Origin of the sequence: Sphingomonas albertensis, from assembly GCF_014358075.1 — a bacterium.
GTDB classification, from domain to species: Bacteria; Pseudomonadota; Alphaproteobacteria; order Sphingomonadales; family Sphingomonadaceae; genus Sphingomonas; species Sphingomonas albertensis.
The window spans coordinates 88,360-107,991 of record NZ_JACONT010000011.1; the positions used below are offsets into that span (position 1 = coordinate 88,360).

Annotated in this window: 13 protein-coding genes; 11 read left to right on the forward strand and 2 right to left on the reverse strand. The window is 66.2% G+C overall.

Annotation, left to right across the window (positions count from 1 at the left end):
• Positions 1 to 211 precede the first annotated feature (211 nt).
• From H8S47_RS07395 to H8S47_RS18820, 9 genes are all read left to right on the forward strand, one after another.
• Positions 212 to 1,648: an ATPase domain-containing protein gene (locus H8S47_RS07395; RefSeq protein ID WP_214654993.1), complete on the forward strand. Its 1,437-nt coding sequence runs from the start codon at positions 212 to 214 to the stop codon at positions 1,646 to 1,648.
• On the forward strand, positions 1,645 to 2,694 hold the full coding sequence (locus H8S47_RS19130; protein WP_214654994.1) for a sensor histidine kinase: 1,050 nt from the start codon (positions 1,645 to 1,647) through the stop codon (positions 2,692 to 2,694). Before H8S47_RS07395 ends, H8S47_RS19130 begins: the two co-directional genes overlap by 4 nt.
• A gap of 22 nt (positions 2,695 to 2,716) precedes the next feature.
• Positions 2,717 to 3,115, forward strand: coding sequence for a response regulator (locus H8S47_RS07405; RefSeq protein ID WP_187503252.1), 399 nt, complete (start codon positions 2,717 to 2,719; stop codon positions 3,113 to 3,115).
• 155 nt (positions 3,116 to 3,270) lie between these two features.
• Positions 3,271 to 4,623, forward strand: a complete 1,353-nt coding sequence (locus H8S47_RS07410; protein ID WP_187503253.1) for an NAD(P)/FAD-dependent oxidoreductase — start codon at positions 3,271 to 3,273, stop codon at positions 4,621 to 4,623.
• Between the two features lie 119 nt (positions 4,624 to 4,742).
• Positions 4,743 to 5,249: an RNA polymerase sigma factor gene (locus H8S47_RS07415; RefSeq protein ID WP_187503254.1), complete on the forward strand. Its 507-nt coding sequence runs from the start codon at positions 4,743 to 4,745 to the stop codon at positions 5,247 to 5,249.
• Positions 5,250 to 5,257: 8 nt separating this feature from the next.
• A complete protein-coding gene (locus H8S47_RS07420; protein ID WP_187503255.1) occupies positions 5,258 to 6,172 on the forward strand; it encodes a FecR family protein in 915 nt (304 codons plus the stop codon).
• Between the two features lie 91 nt (positions 6,173 to 6,263).
• Positions 6,264 to 9,173 (forward strand): TonB-dependent receptor, encoded by a 2,910-nt coding sequence (locus H8S47_RS07425; RefSeq protein ID WP_187503256.1) that lies wholly within the window; start codon positions 6,264 to 6,266, stop codon positions 9,171 to 9,173.
• On the forward strand, positions 9,173 to 10,456 hold the full coding sequence (locus tag H8S47_RS07430; protein WP_187503257.1) for a histidine-type phosphatase: 1,284 nt from the start codon (positions 9,173 to 9,175) through the stop codon (positions 10,454 to 10,456). Before H8S47_RS07425 ends, H8S47_RS07430 begins: the two co-directional genes overlap by 1 nt.
• Positions 10,457 to 10,516: 60 nt before the next feature.
• A complete protein-coding gene (locus H8S47_RS18820) occupies positions 10,517 to 12,229 on the forward strand; it encodes a methyl-accepting chemotaxis protein (protein ID WP_187503258.1) in 1,713 nt (570 codons plus the stop codon).
• Positions 12,230 to 12,296: 67 nt separating this feature from the next.
• Here H8S47_RS18820 and H8S47_RS07440 read toward each other — a convergent pair whose 3' ends face one another.
• Positions 12,297 to 13,220: a ThuA domain-containing protein gene (locus H8S47_RS07440; RefSeq protein ID WP_235982676.1), complete on the reverse strand. Its 924-nt coding sequence runs from the start codon at positions 13,218 to 13,220 to the stop codon at positions 12,297 to 12,299.
• Between the two features lie 99 nt (positions 13,221 to 13,319).
• On the opposite strand from H8S47_RS07440, the gene H8S47_RS07445 reads away from it, so the two are divergent.
• Complete coding sequence (locus H8S47_RS07445; RefSeq protein ID WP_187503259.1) at positions 13,320 to 14,243, forward strand: 3-keto-disaccharide hydrolase; 924 nt, start codon at positions 13,320 to 13,322, stop codon at positions 14,241 to 14,243.
• A gap of 220 nt (positions 14,244 to 14,463) precedes the next feature.
• Here H8S47_RS07445 and H8S47_RS07450 read toward each other — a convergent pair whose 3' ends face one another.
• A complete protein-coding gene (locus H8S47_RS07450) occupies positions 14,464 to 16,041 on the reverse strand; it encodes a GH39 family glycosyl hydrolase (protein ID WP_268933025.1) in 1,578 nt (525 codons plus the stop codon).
• A 463-nt stretch (positions 16,042 to 16,504) separates the two neighbouring features.
• Between H8S47_RS07450 and H8S47_RS07455 the strand changes: the two genes are divergently transcribed.
• Entirely contained in the window at positions 16,505 to 19,612 is a 3,108-nt protein-coding gene (locus H8S47_RS07455) for a TonB-dependent receptor (protein WP_187503261.1), read from the forward strand.
• Positions 19,613 to 19,632: the final 20 nt, after the last annotated feature.

The window sequence follows — 19,632 nt, forward strand, 5'->3', positions numbered from 1 at the left end:
CTCCCGAAACGTGTCGATCTCGATCAATATAATCCCGATCAATCAACCTGTTGTCGTGCTGCGAGCCATGGCATGCAGGCGCCGCACAGCAAAAGCAGCGACGGCGTGATCGTCGAGCGCGGGGCCGGGGACACTCCATACTCGGGCTCACACCCCGACTGGTCGCGCCCGGCATTCTATGGCAGTCAGCGCGCGACTGCCGGAGATCGTCGTGACCAAGCGTAAAATTGCCAAGCCCGTCGCGACAGGTGTCGCGGGCCTCGACGAAATCCTGCGCGGCGGACTGCCGCCCTCGAACCTGTATATGCTGCAAGGCGCGCCGGGTGCGGGCAAGACGACGGCGGCGTTGCAGTTCCTGCGCGCGGGCGTCGAGGCCGGCGAACGCTGCATCTATGTCAGCCTGTCGCAGACCGCGGCGGAGCTGGAATCGATCGCGGTGTCGCACGGCTGGACGATGGACGGGATCCGCGTCGAGGAACTGTCGGCCTCCGACGCGGTCAACGGCGCCGCGGATCAGACGATCTTCCAGACCGCCGAACTGCGTCTCGACGAGACTCGGCAGGCGATCGAAAAGGCGATCGAGGAGCACAAGCCGAGCCGCCTGGTCTATGACTCGCTGCTCGAAATCCGCCTGATCACCGGCGATACGCCACGCTTCCGGCGCGAGCTGATCGGTTTCAAGGCGTTCCTCGCCAAGCGCAACGTCGTCGCGCTGCTGCTCGATACGCAGAACGGCGAGGCGATGAACGGCGAAGAGGTCGAGGGGATCGCTCACGGCGTGATCCGGTTCGACAAGACGCTAGAGGATTACGGCGCGGTGCGGCGGCGGATCGAGGTCAGCAAGATGCGCGGCGTGCCGATCGCCGACGGCTATCACGACATGGCGATCCGCGAAGGGCAGGGCGTCGTGGTATTCCCGCGCATCATCCCCGGCGACGCGTCCGACGTCGAAAAGCCCGAGCTGATCAAATCGGGCGTCGAGACGCTCGATGCGATGTTCGGCGGCGGCCAGGAATCGGGCACAACGACGCTGGTGATCGGCCAGTCCGGCACCGGCAAGTCGACGATGGCCTCGCTCTATGCGACCGCGGCGCTGAAGCGCGGCGAGAACGTCGCGCTGTTCCTGTTCGAGGAGCGGCTCGAGACGTTCTTCCGCCGGTCTGAAGGGCTCGGCATGGACCTGCGCAAGTTCCACAAGGACGGCGCGCTGGTCATCAAGGACTTCAATCCCAACGAGATCTCACCCGGCGAGTTCGCGCAGGTCGTCCAGAGCATCGTTAAGACGGACAAGACCCGCGTCGTCGTCATCGACAGCTTCACCGGGTATCTCAACTCGCTGCCGCAGCGCGACAAGGCGGTCCGCGATATCCAGTCGTTGCTGAAATACCTGGCGCGCTCGGGTGTGCTGACCATGCTCATCGTCGCGCAGCATGGCCTGCTCGGCCAGAATGTCGGGATCGACGTCGATGTGAGCTTCCTCGGCGATACGGTGCTGCTGCTGCGGATCGCCGAGCACGAGGGGCGCCTGCGCCGCAACATCACGGTGGTGAAGAAACGGCACGGGCCGCACGACCTGTTCGTCCATGAACTGATGATCCAGGGCTCCGGGATTTCCGTGGTGCCGTATAATCCTCTTCCGGAATCGTGAGCGCACTCGATCCGATCGATCATACCACGCTGGACCATGTGCTGGTCCTGGCGCCCTATCGGCGTGATGCCGACTATCTGAAGCAGTTGTTCGTCGAGCACGACATCCCGGTCGATGTCTGCATCGATGTCGCGGAGATCCACGATTATCTGGCGAGGTCCCCCGGCGTGCTGGTCGCGACGCACGAAGCGCTGACGCCGGATATCCTGAAGAACGTCGCCGACCACCTGGCGTCGCAACCGAGCTGGTCGGAGATGCCGATCGTCGTGCTGCTGGATCGGACGTCGAACCAGATCCGCGTCCGCACCGAACTCGCGCGCGTCTGGCCGCGCGCACGGCAGCTCTTCTACCAGCGCCCGGTCACGCCGGTCGAACTGATCAGCGGCGTCCAGTCCGCGATGCTGGCGCGGTTGCGGCAGCGCGACGTGCGCGATCATATCGAGCGCGAGATCGAACTGCGCCGCGAACTCAACCACCGCGTGAAGAACATCCTCGCCAGCGTCGCCTCGATCTTCGAGATGACGCATCGCGGCGCCAACACGCTGGCCGAGTTCGCCGACGATTTCCGGGGACGGCTGGAGGCGTTGTCGCGGGTCCATTCCGCGGTCTTCCACGCCGCCGACGAAGAGGTTTCGATCTCGGCGATCGTCGATCTCACGTTCGAGCCTTATCGCCTGCCGGGGCTCAGTCGGGTCGTCACCGGGGGGCCGGAAATCATGCTGACCCGCGAGGCGGGCACGACGCTCGCCTTGTGCCTGCACGAACTCGCGACCAACGCGATCAAATATGGCGGCCTGTCGACGCCCGAGGGACGCGTATCGTTCACGTGGAGCCTGTCCGAGGACGAGCCCGCGACGCTGGCGATCGCCTGGACGGAGGAAGGGGGGCCGGCGGTCGTCGAGCCGTCCCGGACGGGCTATGGCACGCGCTATCTGAAGGCGGCGCTCGGCAGTGTGTTCGGAATGAAGCCGGTGATGACGTTTGCACCGGAAGGGCTGCGGTGTACCGTTTCGGGGCGGGTCTCGCGTTTGTCGCGCAACCCCTGACGCTCGACCGCGTTGGCCACAGATGAGTGTAGAACCGCGTACCCCGGCCGCGCGATTGCGGGTCTTCTGTCTCGAGGATAACCCGCTGATCGCCTTTCATCTCGAACAGATGATCGAGGATCTGGGCCATGTCTTCGCGGGATCGCTGGACAGCTTCGTCGACTTGCAGTCGGAATCGCCGGTCGACGACATGGACTGCGCGTTGGTGGATATCGATCTCGCGGATGGACCGAGCGGGCCGTCCGCGGTCGAATGGCTGACCGCCAAGGGTGTTCCGTGCGCCTTCGTCACCGGGCAGGAAGCGATGGCCGCGCGCTTTGCCGATACCGCGGTCGCGGTGGTCGCCAAGCCCATCACCGAGGCGGCGCTGGCAGCCGCCCTTTCGCTACTGGCTGCCGCAAAGCGACCGCCGTCGGCGTAGACGTCGCGGCCAAACTTCGCCAAGCCCCGATACAGTCGCGTCGGTCGGCCGAGTAGATCGGCGCGGTCGTATACGGCGAGAGCCGGGTTCGCGGACCCGACAGCTCCCCGACTAAAAGGACCCGTGCGAGGTCCGACCAACCAAGGTACTGCTCTATGACGGCCCAAAATCCGGTCCAGACTCCGGCCCATAATCCAAAGGCCAAGATCCAGATCGTCATCGTCGGCGGCGGTGCGGCGGGGCTCGAACTCGCGACCCGGCTCGGTGCGCGCTACGGGCGCAAGCGGCACGACATCATCGTCGTCGATCGCAACCGCACGCACATCTGGAAGCCGTTGCTGCACGAGGTCGCGACCGGCTCGCTCGACGCCAACATGGACGAGGTCGGCTATCGCAGCCATTGCCACCGCTGGGGCTATCGCTTCTTCTACGGCGCGCTCGCCGCGATCGACCGCACCGCGCGCCAGGTCCATCTCGCGCCGGTGCTCGACGAGGATGGTCGCGAGGTGATCGCTGCGCACGCCATCCGCTACGATTACCTGGTGCTGGCGTACGGCTCGGTGACCAATGATTTCGGCACGCCCGGTGTTGCCGAGAACTGCACCTTCCTCGACAGCCGGGCGCAGGCCGACCGGTTCCGCGACCGCCTGCTCGACCAGTGCCTCCGCGTGTCGCGTACCATGACCACCGACCCCGCCAGCAACGCGCGCGTCCGCGTCGCGATCGTCGGCGGCGGCGCGACGGGTGTCGAACTTTCCGCCGAGCTGTTCAACGCCGCTGCGGCACTCGGCTATTACGGCCTGGAGGTGTTCGACGGCAGCCGCCTCGACGTGACGCTGATCGAGGCGGGGCCGCGCATCCTGCCCGCGCTCCCCGAGCGGCTGGCGGCGGCGGCGCAGCGCGAACTCGAGGTGCTCGGCGTGCGCGTCCTCACCGATACGCCCGTCACGGCATCGGACCGCACCGGCATGACGACCGGCAATGGCGACCGGATCGACGCCGATCTCCAGGTCTGGGCGGCGGGCGTGAAGGCGGCGGCGATCCCCGGCGGGCTCGATGGCCTCGAACTGTCGCGCGGCGGACAGATCGTCGTGACCCCGACGCTCCAGACCGCGATCGACGACCGGGTCTTCGCGATGGGCGATTGCGCGTCGTGCGTGCTGCCCGGTCGCGATCGTCCCGTGCCGCCACGCGCACAGGCCGCGCACCAGATGGCGTCGGCGGTGTTCGACAATCTCAACCGGATGATGGCCGGTAAGCCGCCGCGCGCCTTCGTCTACAAGGATCACGGGTCGCTGGTGTCGCTCAGCCGGTTCTCGACGGTCGGCACGCTGATGGGCAACCTCGTCGGCGGCAAGCTGGCGGTCGAGGGCCGGCTAGCGCGGTTCGTGTATTTGTCGCTGTACCGGATGCATCTCGTCGCGATCCATGGCTGGCTCAAGGGCAGCGCGCTGATCGTCGTCGGCCACGTCAACAAGATCGTCCGGCCCCGGCTGAAGCTGCACTGACCGCAGTCCCGACCAAGGCGCGCGCGAGGCCTGCCTGATCGTCGGGATCCGGTCGATGTCATGTAACCGTCGTCGCGACGTCATCAAACTGTACCGGCGTGGCCATACCCGCATGGGCCATGACCCTGGCCAACCTTGCGGAACCCGATGCCGTCACGAACCGCCTTTGGGCGGGGTGGTCGCGGTTGCGCGCGCAGGTCGAGCGGATGACGCGGCGCACGGATGGCGAGGACCTGCTCCACGATGCGTATGTCAGCATGGCGGGGCTGGCGACCGCGCCGCGCAACGACGAGGCGTTCCTGGTCCACGCCGCGGTCAACCGGGGGCGCGACGCGTTTCGCCGGGAGGCGGTGCGCGGGGTGTGCGAACCGGCCGAGGCGATCGACTGGCTGCGCGATCCCGCACCGATCCAGGACGAGGTGATGATCGCCAAGGCGCGGCTGGCGCGGGTCCGCGAGGGTATCGACCGGCTGACGCCAAGGACCCGCGAGATATTCCTGATGCAGCGGCTCGACGGGTATAAGTATCGCGAGATTGCCGAGCGGCTGGACATCAGCCAGGGCGCGGTCGAGAAGCACATGGCCAAGGCGATGACGTTCTTGGCCGATTGGACGGAGGGTTGGTAAGTTTCGCGATGCCCGGCCGCCGTCCCTCGAACAGCTTCGATGCGAACCGGGCGGCCAGCAACCGAACCGCGGCCGACTGGATCGCACGGCTCAATGCCGACGACGCGACGCCGCGCGATGCGGCGGATTTCCGGCGCTGGCTCGCCGCGAACCCCGACCATGCCGCGCGGTTCGAGCGTGCCACCGATCTTTGGGACATGGTCCCGGGGACCGCGCCGTCGCGGGCGCCGGCGACGCGGCGCCGGGCGATCGCCGGGCTGGTGGCGCTGACCGCGACGACGGCGGGCGGCACGTTTGCGTTCCAGGCGGCCTATGCGGCGACGCCGTACGAAACGGGTATCGGCGAACAGCGGCGGATCGGATTGCAGGACGGCTCATCGCTGTTGCTCGATGCGGCGACTCGTGTGCGTGTGATCGCAACCCCCGAACGGCGGCGGCTCTGGCTCGCGCGCGGCCGGGTCGACCTGACCGTGGCGCCGCTGACGACCCCGTTCACGATCGACGTGGGGGCCGGGGACATGACCGCGGCGGCCGGACGGTTCGACCTGCGCCGCGACCGCGACGACCGGGTGGCGCTGACCGCGATCGAGGGCAGCGCGGCGGTGGCGACGACCGGCGCAGCGCGACGGCTGACCGATGGCGAGCGGCTGCGCGAGGGCCGCATCGATCGCCCCGACCTTGCCGCGACGCAGGCCTGGACCAGCGGGCGTGCGGCGTTCCACGACGATACGCTGGCGACGGTCGCCGAAGAGGCCAACCGCTATAGCACGACGCGGCTGGTGATCGCCGACCCCGCGGTCGCCGGAGTGCGCGTTAGCGGGATGTACCGGATGGGCGACAACGTCGCGCTCGGCCGGTCGCTCGCGGCGCTGCTCGCGCTGCGGGTGCGGACGATCGAGGGCGCGGTCCTGCTCGGCGGATAAATTTCGCCGCAATTCGCAGTGGGTGGGGGTGGGGTAGATCGATCCTTGCCCGTCGAGGAGGTGCGGCATCATCGCCGCCTTCCTTGGGGGGATGAACACCGTGATCACCAATCGCCGGCGCCTGCGCCGATCGTTCGTGCTGGGCGCCGCCTGCGCCGCGCTGTCGACCGCCTTTCTCGCCACCGCCGCCACTGCACAGGCGCGCGTCACCGTGCATCTCGCCGCGCAGCCGCTCGGCAAGGCGCTCGAAGCGCTCGCCCGCCAGAGCGGCACCGACATCCTGTTCACGCCCGCGGCGGTCGCCGGGATGACCGCCCCCGCGCTCAACGGCACGATGGCCCCGCAGGCTGCGGTCGAGCGCCTGATTGCAGGCACACCGCTCACCGTACGTCGCGAGGCCAATGGCGCGCTGCTCGTCTCGGGTGCGGTCGTCGACACCGCGCCGCAGACTGTGGCGACCGAAGCCTCACAGGGCGATGCCGCCGAAATCGTCGTCACCGGCTATGCCAGCAGCCTGACCACCGCGCTCGCGCAGAAGCGCCAGGCGACCAACGTCATCGACGTCGTCAAGGCCGAGGACATCGGCAAGTTCCCCGCGCAAAACATCGCCGAGGCGCTCCAGCGCGTCCCCGGCGTGTCGATCGTCCGCGATCGGGGCGAAGGCGTCTTCGTCCGCATCCGTGGGCTAGGCGCGAACTTCCAGGTCGTCACGCTCAACGACCGCTCGGTCGCGGTGAACGAGAACGTCCGCGACAGCGGCCAGAGCGGCCGCCAGTTCCGCTTCGACACGCTGCCGTCCGAACTGATGTCCGCGGTAGAGGTGATCAAGAGCCCGCGCGCGAGCCTCGACGAAGGCGGCATCGGCGGCACGATCAACCTGCGCACCTTCCGCCCGCTCGACCTGAAGAAGCCGGTGCTGTCGCTGTCCGCCACCGCCAGTTCGCCGCGGCTTGCCGATACGGTCGATCCGCGCCTGTCGGGGATGGCGAGCTGGGCGAGCCCCGACGGCAAGATCGGCGCGCTGATCGCCGCCGTCTATGACGAGCGCACCACCCGACAGGACCGCATCACCGGCGTCGGCTGGGCGGACGGCAAGATCGATACCGACGGCAACGGCTCGCTCGACAGCGCGACGATCCTGATCCCCACCGCGATCCGCCCGACGCTGGAACGCGAAAAGCGCGACCGGATCGGTCTCAACGGCGCGGTGCAGTGGAAGCCGGACGACCGGTTCGAGCTGAACGTCGACGGGCTGTGGAGCCGGCTGAACGTCGCCTATGACGAGCTGACCTATTCGGCGGCGGATGGCGCCGGCCTGCCGCGCGGGATCGTACCGGGCAGCGCGGTGATCGAGAACGGTGTGCTGACCGGCGCGACGACGACCGCCTCGACGACGCAGATCGGTCGCGAGACGTCCGTGCTGCAATATAAGAACTGGCTGGTGGGCACGAACGCCCGCTGGCAAGCGGATGGCTGGACGATCGCTGCGGATGGCAGCATCGGCCAGGCCTATTCGAACACGCCCGAGCCGATCTATCGCACCCGCCTGCTCGGGACGGTCGGCGCGACGACGTTCGACTTCGCCAAGGCGGGCGACCGGCTGCCCAACGTGACGCTGCTGAACGCCGACCTGTCGAACCCGGCGCTGCTGCCGGGGCGGCGGATCGAATACCGCGTCAACGACTCCAAGGACCGCGAGCGCGCCGCGAAACTCGACATCACGCGCGACCTAACCGGCATCTTCAGCGCACTGCACGCCGGTGCGAAATACCAGAAGCGGACGCGCGCGTATAATCGCCGCGATATCAACTTCACGAGCGGCATCGCCGGCAAATATTTCGACGCGAGCTATTTCGTGCCGTTCCCGGTCGACGACTTCCTCGACGGTGCCAAGGGCGATCTGCCCACGACCTGGGCGATGCCCGATCCCGCCAAGTTCCTCGCCACCGCCACCGGCAAGGAGGCCTTGCTCGCCGCCCCGCTCGCGCGCGGCGATCTGCGCAACAGCTATGCGATCGGCGAGGAGATCGTCGCGGGCTACGGCATGGCCGACTTCGCGTTCCCGGTCGGCGGCATCGCGGTGCGCGGCGACGTCGGCGTGCGCTATGCCCGGACGCGCCAGACCTCGTCGGGCTATGCCGACGACGGCAAGGTCGCGTTGCCGGTCAGCTACGAGAAGACCTACGACAATTTCCTCCCCTCGCTCAATCTGGTCGCCGAGGTCTCCCCCAAATTGCAGATGCGCTTCGCCGCGTCGAAGGTGATCACCCGCCCGTCGCTCGCCGATCTTGCCCCGCGCCTGACGATCAATTCGAGCCCGACCGTCCTCACCGCGGTCGGCGGGAATCCCGAATTGAAGCCGTTCGAGGCGTGGCAATATGACGGCACGGTCGAATGGTATTTCGCGCCGGGCAGCGCGCTGGTCGGCGGCGTGTTCTACAAGGACATCACGACCTTCGTGTTCCAGCAGACGCGCGACTTCGTCCTCGACGGACAGACCTATCGCCTGACCGCGCCAAAGAACGGTGGCGACGCCTATGTCGCGGGTGTGGAGATCGCGTACCAGCAGTTGTTCAAGATGCTACCCGCGCCGTTCGACGGCCTCGGCGCGCAGGCGAACTACACGCACACCGCGACCGGCGGCACCTATGCGCTGGCGACGGGCGGTACGTTCCGCGACGCGCTGGTCGACGTCGCCAAGGACAGCTTCAACCTGACCGCGTTCTACGAAAAGGAACGCGTCGGTGCGCGCGTCAGCTACAGCTGGCGCGGCAACGTGCTGCGCGACGTCGGCGGGGCGGGGCTTGCCGCCAATAACGACAGCGCATTCGGCAGCCTCGATTTCGACATGTCGTACAAGGTCACGCCGAGCGTCACCTTCGTCGTGCAGGGGATGAACGTCGCGGGCGGCGTCCAGTGGCAATATGTCCGCGACAATCAGTTCGCGGGCTATACCGATTACGGGCGGACGTTCACGGCCGGCGTAAGGGCGAAGTTCTGATGCGGATCGGATCGATCGCGGCCGGCTTCGCATTGACCGTCTCGACCATAATGGGGGCGGTTGCCGCGCAGACCACACGGTCGCCGCCGCCGCAGGACAAGCTCGAACGCGTGGTCATCGTCATGCGCCACGGCGTCCGCAGCGCGATGTCGAGCCCGGAGGAACTCGGCCGCTACAGCCGCCGCGCGTGGCCGAAGTTCGCGGTGCCGCCGGGCCATCTGACCGCCAATGGCGCGACGCTCGTGACGATGCTCGGCGGCTGGTATCGCGCGCATTACCGGCAGCTGGGCCTGCTCGGCGCGAACGACTGCGCGGTCTATTACTGGGCGAACCATACGCAGCGGACCGAGGCGACCGCTACCGCACTCGCCACCGGTCTGACGCCAGGGTGCGCGGCGACGATCCACCAGTCCGCCGCGGCCCCCGATCCGCTGTTCGAGGCCCCGCAGACACCGCTCGCGCCACTCGATCCGCAGCGGATGCTGGCGGCGATATCCGCGCGGGTCGACGGCGATCTTGCCGCATGGGACGCGCGGCAGGGCCCCGATCGCGATCGGTTCGAGGCGCTGTTGCTGCAGTGTCGCCGCGTCACATGCTCGGCGGGCGAGCGAAGCAAAGTGCAGCGCCGGCTCGGCGATACGCCCGTTGCGATGCGGATCGACGCCAGCGGCAAACCGGACCTGACATCGCCCAGCTTGCAGGTCGCCGGGATCGCCGAGAGCCTGGTGATGGCCTATGCCGATGGGCTCGCCTTCCCCGGATGGCGCGGGATCGATGCGGCGACGATAGGCAAGGCGCTCGTCGTGCACGGTGCCGGCATCGACCTGCGCACCCGCACGCCGGAGGTGGGGCGCCAGACCAGCAGCTACCTCGCGATGCGGCTGCTCGCCACGCTTCAGCGCGGTGCCGGCGCGACCGCCTTGGCCGACCCAATCGGCGACGCGGAGAAGATTGTCGTCCTCAGCGGGCACGACGGCACGGTGACGATGCTCGCGGGGCTGCTCGGGCTCGACTGGAAACTGCGCGACTATGGCGCGGGCGAAGCGGCACCGGGCGGCGGGCTGGTGTTCGAGGTCTGGCGGGAGGGCGCGAGCGGACAGCAGGTCGTCCGCGCCCGTTATGTCGCGCAGGGCCTCGACCAGATGCGCCACCGGATCTCCTTATCGGAAGGGACGCCGCCGGACAGCGTCGCGCTGACGATACCCGATTGCGGCGAAACCTGTGCCTTGTCGGCGTTCGCCGGCCATGTCCTGAAGCAGGTGTCGACTGTCACACAGGGTTAAGACGGCTGCCGTAGCGCGCTCGCTATGACACACCGCACGGCGAGATTATGGTCGCGGAGCATGGTTGCGCGGCTGATGGTGCCGGTCGCGATCATGCTCGGCTTGGTATGCGTGCTCGGCATGATCGGGCTGGGCACGCGCAGCCGTGTCCAGACCGCGCGCGATGCCGCCAATTCGGGCCAGATCGTGCGGATCCACCTGATCGAACTCCGCTCGCTCAGCCGCTCGCTGCAACGCGACGCACTCAACCTGCTGCTCGAACGCGATCCGCGCGCGCTGGGCGTCATCCACGGCAAATTCTCGACCCGATCGCAGCAGATGCGGCGGCAACTGGCGCAGCTCGTCCGCGATCCGGGCGCGCGGCTGAGCCCTAACAGCCGCTATATCCGCAGCCAGGTCGTCGTTCTCGACCGGCTGGCGATCGTCGCCGGCGAGGCGAGCCGGGGCAACCAGACGCATGCCTGGGCGGTCTTTCGCAGCGACGTGCGGCCCAACGAGCGGATCGCCTCGACGATCGCGGACACGCTGATCGCCGGCCAGGAGGCCGAAGTCGCGCACCTGTTCCGCCATGCGCACGACCTGGAGCGGCAGGAGGTGACGATCAGCGTCCTCGCCAGCATCCTCCTGTTCTCGCTGGCGGCTGCGGGAACCGTCGCGATCGTCCAGCGCACGATCGTCCGGCCGCTGCTCGACATCGAGCGAACGATGGCGGTGATCGCCAGTGGCAACGCGGATGGCCGCACTCCGCATGGCGACCGGCGCGACGAGATCGGCCGGATGTCGCGCGCGATCGAGGTGTTTCGCGCGTCGGTTGCCGAACGCGCGCGGCTCGAAGCCGAAAACGCCCGTCAGCGGATGGCGGAGGTTGCCCGCGACCGTCAGATCGAGACAGCGCGCGGCATCACCGAGGACGCCGAGGCCGAACGCAATCGGATCGTCCGACAGGCGGCGACCGCGCTGGAGGACGAGATCGCCGACGTGCTTGCGGCATTGCGCGGTTCGGCTACGCAGCTGTCGGCGACGTCGGGTCAGCTGGAAGATCATTCCACCGGTGCGACGCGCGAACTCGGCGACGTCGGCGTCGCGGTGCGGCGGGCGATCGATGGCGCAACCGACATCGCGGCGGCCACGACCCAGTTCATGAACGCGATCCGCCAGTCGAGCGACAGCACGCGGCGGACTGCCGATCTCAGCGCGCAGGCGGCCGACCGCGCCGCCGACCTCGCCACCGCGATGATCGGTGTCCAGGACGATGCGCGCGCGATCGGCGCGATCGTCGGGCTGATCGGTACGATCGCCGCGCGCACCAAGCTGCTTGCGCTGAACGCGGCGATCGAGGCGGCGCGGGTCGGCGAGGCGGGCAGGGGGTTTGCGGTCGTCGCGGACGAAGTGAAGATGCTGGCCACGCAGACCGCGGAGGCGACCGGCGCGATCGCCGATCAGATCGCCGGCATGCAACGCGGCACCGAAGCCGCGTGCGCCGGGCTGACGCATATCCGCTCGATGGTCGAGGACATGGCGCGCGGCGCCGACGATCTCGCCTCCAGCATCGGCGAACAGGCGCAGAGCGGCGAGACGATCAATCGCAACGTCGCCGGCGCCGCGACCGATCTCGCGCTGATCGGCCGCCTCGTCACCGACGTCTCGGTCGCGACCCGCGGCGCGGCGGGGATGGCGTCGCAGGTCCGCAACGATTCCCGACGGGTCGAGGATGGCGCGTCTTCGATCGACGACGCGTTGTCGCGCTTCTTCGGCCAGCTTCACACGGCATGAGCGGGGCGGAGTTGGACGGTAATCGTAGTATCTCAGCGCGTCAGTTGTCTGTCCGTCCGGTCGAGCCTTACCGGTTTCCCGCCCAGCGGATCGCATTGACGAGAATGCGCCGATAGTTCGGATCGTCATAGGCCTCCGGCGCATGGCCCAGCGCGGAATAGACAACGCGGCCTTTCGTCGCGGGATTGGTCCAGATGACGGGGTGGTACCCCATCGCCAGTTTCGCACCGGGACGGTAACTGGCCTCGTCGATCCGCGCGAGCACGGTCATCCCGCGCGCCGCCGGATTGGCGTCGAACGAATACCATTCATCCACCGGCGACCAGGGCAGCGTGACGCCAGCCATGACCGGATGGCCCGGTCGATCGACGATGACCCGTGCTGGTTGGAACTGATCGCCCCCGCCCGGATGGCCGATGAACTTGGTGCCGATCACCGTGTCGCCATACCAGGCGTCGGTGTGACTATCGTCGCCAGCAGCATGCAAGGCCACCACGCCGCCGCCCCGCGCCACGAAGCGGGCGAATGCAGCGCGTTGATCTCGCGTCAGGAAATCGCCGCTGGCACTGTTCAACACGACGACGGAAAAATGTCGCAAATATTCGTCGTTGAAGACCGCCGCATTCTCGGTGGCGAAGCTCGCACGGCCCAGGCCCTTCGCGATATCGGCGAGCACGATGTTCGAGTGCGGAATATGCTCGATGTGTCGCCAGCCATTGGTCTTCGAAACGATCAGGACCGCGTCGTGCAACCCCTTGGGAAGCGCGGGGGCGACGGTGTCGTAAGTGGCCTTCGGCAGATGCGGATTGGGCGCCGCCTGCGCCATCGTTAACAGTGCGGCCAGCGCTAACATCTTGTGCATCGTGCAATCTCCCGCCCGACCATTAGCCCAAATGGCGGGACGGCGCGAGCAAGCACCTGCGGTAGTGTCAGCCGGAGTGAAATCGCCGCGTGAGATCGATGCGAGCGCGATAATCACCGGAGCGTGCATAGACGGACGTTCAACTGGTATCGGTAACACGCTAGGCTATGGCTAATCGCTGGTCGAGCGATGGTTAAGAGGCGAATGTCTATGTGGTTTGATCGAGCAATGGTGGCGCTTCTGGTGCTGTCCGCCCCCGCGACCGCGCAGACGTCCAAGGAACGGGCCCGCGCCATTGCGGGCGCCCCGGCGACCACGCCGCAGCGCCTCACGCTGACGGACATACCGGTGCCGACCGGCAAGCCGACCGCGTTGTTCGACGGGCACAGCCTGAAGGGCTGGGCGCCCTGGCTGGGCTATGCCGATCCCTCGGTCACGTACAAGTCCGACCCGAGCACGTCGCCGATCGGTACCAGCCGGGACACCAGCGGCGATTTCGCCGTGCGCTCCGTGGACGGTACGCCGGCTATCTGGGTGAACGGCAAGACCTGGGGCAGTCTGGTCAACCAGGCCGACCTGCGCGACTATCACCTGCGGTTGCAGTTCAAATGGGGCGCCAAGACCTGGGCGCCGCGCGTCACCCTGCCTCGCAACAACGGCCTGCTGTATCATACCCACGGTGCAGCCGGCGAAGTCTTCGGCACGTGGCGTCCGTCGGTCGAGTTCGAGATCATGACCGGATCGACCGGCATGGTCGTCGCCGTGGGCGGCAAGCTGCGTGGGCGCACCAGCGTGACGTTCGATCCGTCGCTGATAGAACCCCATCTTCGTTTCCGCGCCGGGGGACGCGAAATCGACATCGTCAACGGTACGCCGACGTGGAACGTCGAGGCCGCGACCGACGCCGAGCGCCCGATCGGCGAATGGAACACGCTCGACCTGTATGTCGTCGGCGACCGCGCGGTACACGTCGTCAACGGCGTACCGGTTGCCGAAGTGCACGACCTGGCGACGATTGCGCCCGACGGCACGCGGCGCCCCCTGACGCACGGTCATATCCAGCTTCAGTCGGAAGGCGCCGAGACGTGGTTCCGCGCGATCACGGTCGAGCCGATCAAAACGCTTCCAAAGATCGTCGTTCGCGACAAGTAAGTTCAAGCGGTTGGCAGGACCTTCGTCTTGGCCGCTGCGGTTTTAGAAGCGGCTATGACTCCGGCGTAGGGTGCGTGTCCCGGCAAGCCCCGCTCGCAACGCCGCTCGCGCGAGGCCGTCCTGGGTCGCCGCGGCACCCAGGACGAAAGCGTGCTCGGTCCACGCTCGCCGCGTGACGGTTTCCGAACACCGGCATGGAGGCCGCGCCCTCCGAGTATGATCACCGGTGGCGTAGTTCGACCATCACCACGTCTTGCTCGCGCATCGGAAGGGTCAAGCGATACGGCTTTCCCGCGGGTACATCGATCGTGCTGATCACCGGCGTGTCGGTCGTAGCATTTTGCAGGCGTTGCAGTTGCTCGTCGGTCAATTTCGCCGGCCGGCCCATTTCCAGATAGGTGGAATACGCATCGTTCTGCTTAAATCCGGTGCGCCGCACCCGTAGCTGGTATGATCCGGGCTTCAGACCGGCGAGGTCGAGCGTGAGCGGCGTGGTCTGGGCGGGTTGACGGACCTTGGTAAAGAAGGGCCGGTTGCTGACGGGCTGGTTTGGCAGCATCTCGCGCCAAGCCAACACCTGCACCGTTCCGTCCTTCAATGCCGCGATGCTTTGCTCGTCCATGGTGGGCAGTTCGCGATCGCCCAGGTCTGCAAGATATTTGTAGGCGAACCATGCGGCCTTTCGCACGCCTTGCGGGGTCATCAACCCGAAGCCGCCTTCGAATGGTCGGGCTTGCGGACCGGGTTCCTCGAAGAGGTCGCTATACGTCCAATAGCTCATGCCCTGCGCCAGTCCTTCGGTCCGGCGAAGTTTGGACAGGATATACGCCGCGCTGAGATAGTCGTCATGGATCGGGTCGCGGGGATTGTAGCTGGTGCTCCATTCGGTGAAGAACAGCGGGAGCCCGGACCGGCCGGCGGCTTCGATCTCGCCACGCACCTTGCGAACGTCCTGAACTACGGCGTCCGGATTGCGCGACAGCTTGTTATCGCCTTCGCCCTTCTCGTCGAGAAAGCCGCCCTCCACGCCGTACGTATGCGTCGTGATGAAATCGACCGGAACGCTGTTCTTCTTGGCGTAAGCGAGGAATTCGGGAACCCATGCAGCGCCCGCGGTCGAGGGACCACCGACCCGCAACTGGGGATCGATCGCCTTGATGGTCCTCGCCGTGCGGCCGTAATACTCGAAATAGGCCTGTTGGTCGGCCTTCTCCCAAAACCCGTCCAGATTGGGCTCGTTCCAGAATTCGAAATACCAGCTGCGTACTTCCTGCGCGCCGTATCGCGATACCGCGTGGCGCACGAAGGCATCGACCAATGCCGTCCACTTGTCCGGCTGGGGATGGGAGGTATTCCCCTTCCAATAGAAGATCGTCTGATCGGATTGCTTCATGGCATCGGGCGTGAAGCCGAGTTCCACGAACGGCTTGAGACCCATGCCGAGAAGCTGGTCATATAAATAGTCTATACGACGCCAGTCATAGACGGGTTTGCCGCCGACTTCGCGATAGATCCCTAGCTGGTCGGCAAATATGTTGTGAAAGCGAATATAGCGAAAATTCAATTCCCGCTGGGCAATACGCAGTTGCGCCAAACTGTCGTCGCGAATGAGCGTGCCGGGATAGTCGGAACCGATCGACTGCTGTGCCATTCGATTTCGCGGCTTTGTCTCGCCGCGAACATCTATCGTAATAGGGTGCGCAGCGGCAAATTGCGCCACCGCTATTGTTGGAATAGCGCCCGCCCAAGTAAAGCAGGTCGTCAAGGCAATTGCGCCTAGTGCGCTCCGGAAATGCATGCTGCGTATCCCCTTTTTCACCACCGTTGTAAAATGATAGCCCTACCAGCACAACCGCGCGCCCGCCTTGCCTACCAGCGCTCTGCGGCGAAGCGCGCGTTCGGCTATGCTATGCAACTGTACGTCCGGCTTGGCGGCGGATGATCCAATGCTCAACGCCGTTAGGACAGTTATGCTGACTGAACGATGGCGATGCACGGCAATCATGACGATAAATTAATGAGGAAAACCGGGTCTAGCTGACTATCGGCAAGTACTTCTCGTTCTCTGTTTTCACCGCCGTATTGCTCCGGTCGGAGCCGACGCAGTCGCGGCACGCCGAATGGGACAGCTGAAAAAAATCAATTGTCCTATAAAAATGGTAAGGGTAACAGAGGCGCGAAGCAGCACTCTGATAAGGTGCGTTTCTGCAGAATGCGGCGCTCCGAGACGCGGCGCGACAAGGGGGGGATATGTGATGAATATGGCTAATCTTAATTTCGATCATCGTCGCAAGGCTGCGGTCGCGATGCGGGCAGGCGTTTCGCTGGTAGCGTTGCTTGCCGCTGGCGTGAGCGGGAATGCGTGGGCGCAAGCCGAGACGCAGGCGATATCGCCCGACACGACTCTGGCCGCAGCGCCGGGACAGGGCGCTGGCGAACCTGAAGCCGACCAGACGGGCGGCGATATCGTCGTCACCGGCCGTCGTGCCGCGCTCGAAGCCGCCGACGAGCGGAAGCGGCGCAGCGAGACCATCGTCGACTCGGTCGTCGCAGACGACGCAGGCAAGCTGCCCGACAACTCGATCACCGAAGTCCTGCAGCGCGTCTCGGGCGTGTCGATCGTGCGCTTTGCGGCACTGGGCGACCCCGATCACTATTCCGTGCAGGGCTCCGGCGTGCAGGTGCGCGGCCTGACCGGCGTGGCGTCGCGGCTGAACGGTCGCGAGATCTTCAGCGCGAACAATGGCCGCGCGATCCTGTGGAGCGACGTTACGCCCGAGCTGATGGCGGCGGTGGACGTCTACAAGGCATCGACCGCCGACCTGATCGAGGGCGGCACCGGCGGCCAGATCGACCTGCGCACCAAGATGCCGTTCGACTTCAACGGCAAGTTCCATGTCGCCGCCACCGGCGAGCTGAGCATGGGCGACATGGCGAACAAGGCTGATCCGATGGGGTCGGTGCTGGTGACCGATTCGTTCGACACGCCGATCGGCCGCATCGGCCTGCTCGCCGACGTCGCCTACAGCCAGTTCAGTTCGCTATCGCAGTTCATCCGCGTCAGCCCCTATTTCAAGACGGCGCTCAGCGACGGCAGCAGCAAATACGTCCCGAGCGGCTTCGCGTATGGCGACGAGGCATTCCAGTACAGGCGCTACGGCATCTATGGTGCGGCGCAGTGGCAGCCGACCGACTCGCTGACCTTCACCGGCAGCTTCTTCCAGTCGCGCTACAAGAGCCAGTCGAGCGATTACGGCACGCAGCTCGATTCGCAGACGCTGGCGGTCGATCCGGCGAGCAGCACGTTCGACAGCAACGGTCTGCTGACCAGCACGAGCGCGCTGTTCAATCGCGATACGAGCCTGGCGGGCGGCTTCCAACCGACGGGCGGGTCGGTCAATAGCAGCGGCAACAAGGGGTATGTCGAGAGCAACACGCGAACGCGCGATTATTCGTTGTCGTTCGCCTGGACACCCGTCGACAGCCATTTGTCGCTGAAGGGCTCGCTGCAACGCGTCGATTCACGTCAGATCTACGACCGTCTCGACATCTTCCGCGACATCGGCTTCGGCCAGAGCTTCGGCATGGACCTGACCGGCGACCTGCCGCAGATCACCGTCAGCCCGGCAACGCAGGCATCGTTCGCGGATCCGGCGAATTATTTCTGGACGGCGTCGATGCCGCACAACGAACGGAACAAGGGTCGTCTCGACGCCGGCCAGCTCGATGCCGAATACAAGTTCGACAACAGCTTCTTCCGGTCGGTCAAGGTTGGTGGCCGTTACGCCAAGCGGACCGAGCGCGACCTGTCGAACGGCTATAACTGGACCGCGCTCGGCCGCGGCTGGAACGGCGACCCGCAGCTAACCTACGCCAACGCCGCGCCGGGCGACGTCGCCAGCCACGCGTTCAAGGACTTCTTCCGCGGCGACACGACGCTGCCTGGCAACCTGATGTTCGCGTCGGAAAGTCTGGCGGACCGGTTTAACGCCAACCGCACCGGGCTGGTAACGGCGCCGCCTGCCGGCTTCTGCACCGGTCGTGAGTTCGATTGTTCGGCCTCGGGTCCGCTCCCGGTCACCGGCTATGGTGGCCAGTTCAATCCGGACGGCACGCTGGCGATCAGGCCGGTCGGCTTCGTCCTGCCGGGCGATCAGGTCGAGAACCGCACCAAGAACATCGCGGGCTATGCACTGGTGCGCTTCGGCCCCGAGGGCGACGCACGCGGCATCTCGGGTAACGTCGGCGTGCGTGTCGTGCATGTCGAGAACGAGGGCAGCGGGTTCATCCAGCAGAATGGCGGGACCGTCTTCATCCGCAATGGCGCTCAGGTGACGCTTGCGAACACCTTCCTCGCGCGCGGCGGCAAGGCGGACTTCACGCGTGTCCTGCCGTCGATCAACCTCGAATATGCGCCGACGGACAAGATCAAGGTGCGCGGTGGCTACAACATCACGATGGATCTGCCGACCTTCAACGCGCTGCGCGCCTCGGGTTCGATCGGCGTGGCGACGACGCCCAGCCAGACTCCCGGCGGGATCGGGACGTTCAACAACTTTACTGCGGACACCGGCAATCCCTTGCTCAAGCCGACGCTGTCGAACAATTTCGATCTGTCGCTCGAATATTATGGGCGTGCGGGCACGTCGTTCCACATCGCGCCGTTCTACAAGCGGCTGACCAACCTGCCGATCTATGCGCTGACGACCCGCCAGGTAACCGTCCAGTTCACCGATGGGACGACCGAGAATGTCGCCGCGTCGGCCACCGACTATAGCAACTCGACCAAGGCAGCGAACGTCAAGGGCATCGAGGTCGGCGGGCGCTTCTTCTTCGATATGCTGCCGGGCGCGCTTGCCGGTATCGGGTTCGAGGGCAACTACACGTTCATCAAGAGCAGCAACCCCGGCGACGTCTACCGCGACATCACCGGTGCGGTCAGGAACGACGCGCCGCTGGTCGGCCTGTCGAAGCACAATCTGAACGCGACCCTGCTCTACGAGCGCAATCCGATCTCGCTGCGGATCGCGTACTCGTGGCGCTCGCGGTATCTGCTGTCGACGAACAGCAACGGTACGAACGGCACGTACACCTATTACAGTGCGCCGGGCGTCGCCGACAATCAGGATGGCGGCCCCGATGCCTCCACGCAGATCGCGCTGCCGATCTATGGCGGGAACTACGGATCGGTCGATGCCGGCGTCCGCTTCAAGGTGAACGACCAGTTCTCGTTCGGCGTGCAGGGCACCAACCTGACCGCGGCGACGCAGCGGACGCTGATGGGGGGCTATCCCGGCGGCAAGCTGGTCGGGCGTAGCTGGTTCCAGGCCGATCGTCGTATCAGCACTGGTATCAACCTCGCCTTCTGACGATGATGCGCCGCGCGCCC

Bases quoted from the DNA above. Each gene is read 5' to 3' on its own strand.
- H8S47_RS07405 (WP_187503252.1), top strand. From the start codon at position 2,717: ATGAGTGTAGAACCGCGTACCCCGGCCGCGCGATTGCGGGTCTTCTGT.
- H8S47_RS07410 (WP_187503253.1), top strand. From the start codon at position 3,271: ATGACGGCCCAAAATCCGGTCCAGACTCCGGCCCATAATCCAAAGGCC.
- H8S47_RS07415 (WP_187503254.1), top strand. From the start codon at position 4,743: ATGACCCTGGCCAACCTTGCGGAACCCGATGCCGTCACGAACCGCCTT.
- H8S47_RS07420 (WP_187503255.1), top strand. From the start codon at position 5,258: ATGCCCGGCCGCCGTCCCTCGAACAGCTTCGATGCGAACCGGGCGGCC.
- H8S47_RS07425 (WP_187503256.1), top strand. From the start codon at position 6,264: ATGAACACCGTGATCACCAATCGCCGGCGCCTGCGCCGATCGTTCGTG.
- H8S47_RS07430 (WP_187503257.1), top strand. From the start codon at position 9,173: ATGCGGATCGGATCGATCGCGGCCGGCTTCGCATTGACCGTCTCGACC.
- H8S47_RS18820 (WP_187503258.1), top strand. From the start codon at position 10,517: ATGGTTGCGCGGCTGATGGTGCCGGTCGCGATCATGCTCGGCTTGGTA.
- H8S47_RS07440 (WP_235982676.1), bottom strand. From the start codon at position 13,220: ATGCACGCTCCGGTGATTATCGCGCTCGCATCGATCTCACGCGGCGAT.
- H8S47_RS07445 (WP_187503259.1), top strand. From the start codon at position 13,320: ATGGTGGCGCTTCTGGTGCTGTCCGCCCCCGCGACCGCGCAGACGTCC.
- H8S47_RS07450 (WP_268933025.1), bottom strand. From the start codon at position 16,041: ATGCATTTCCGGAGCGCACTAGGCGCAATTGCCTTGACGACCTGCTTT.
- H8S47_RS07455 (WP_187503261.1), top strand. From the start codon at position 16,505: ATGGCTAATCTTAATTTCGATCATCGTCGCAAGGCTGCGGTCGCGATG.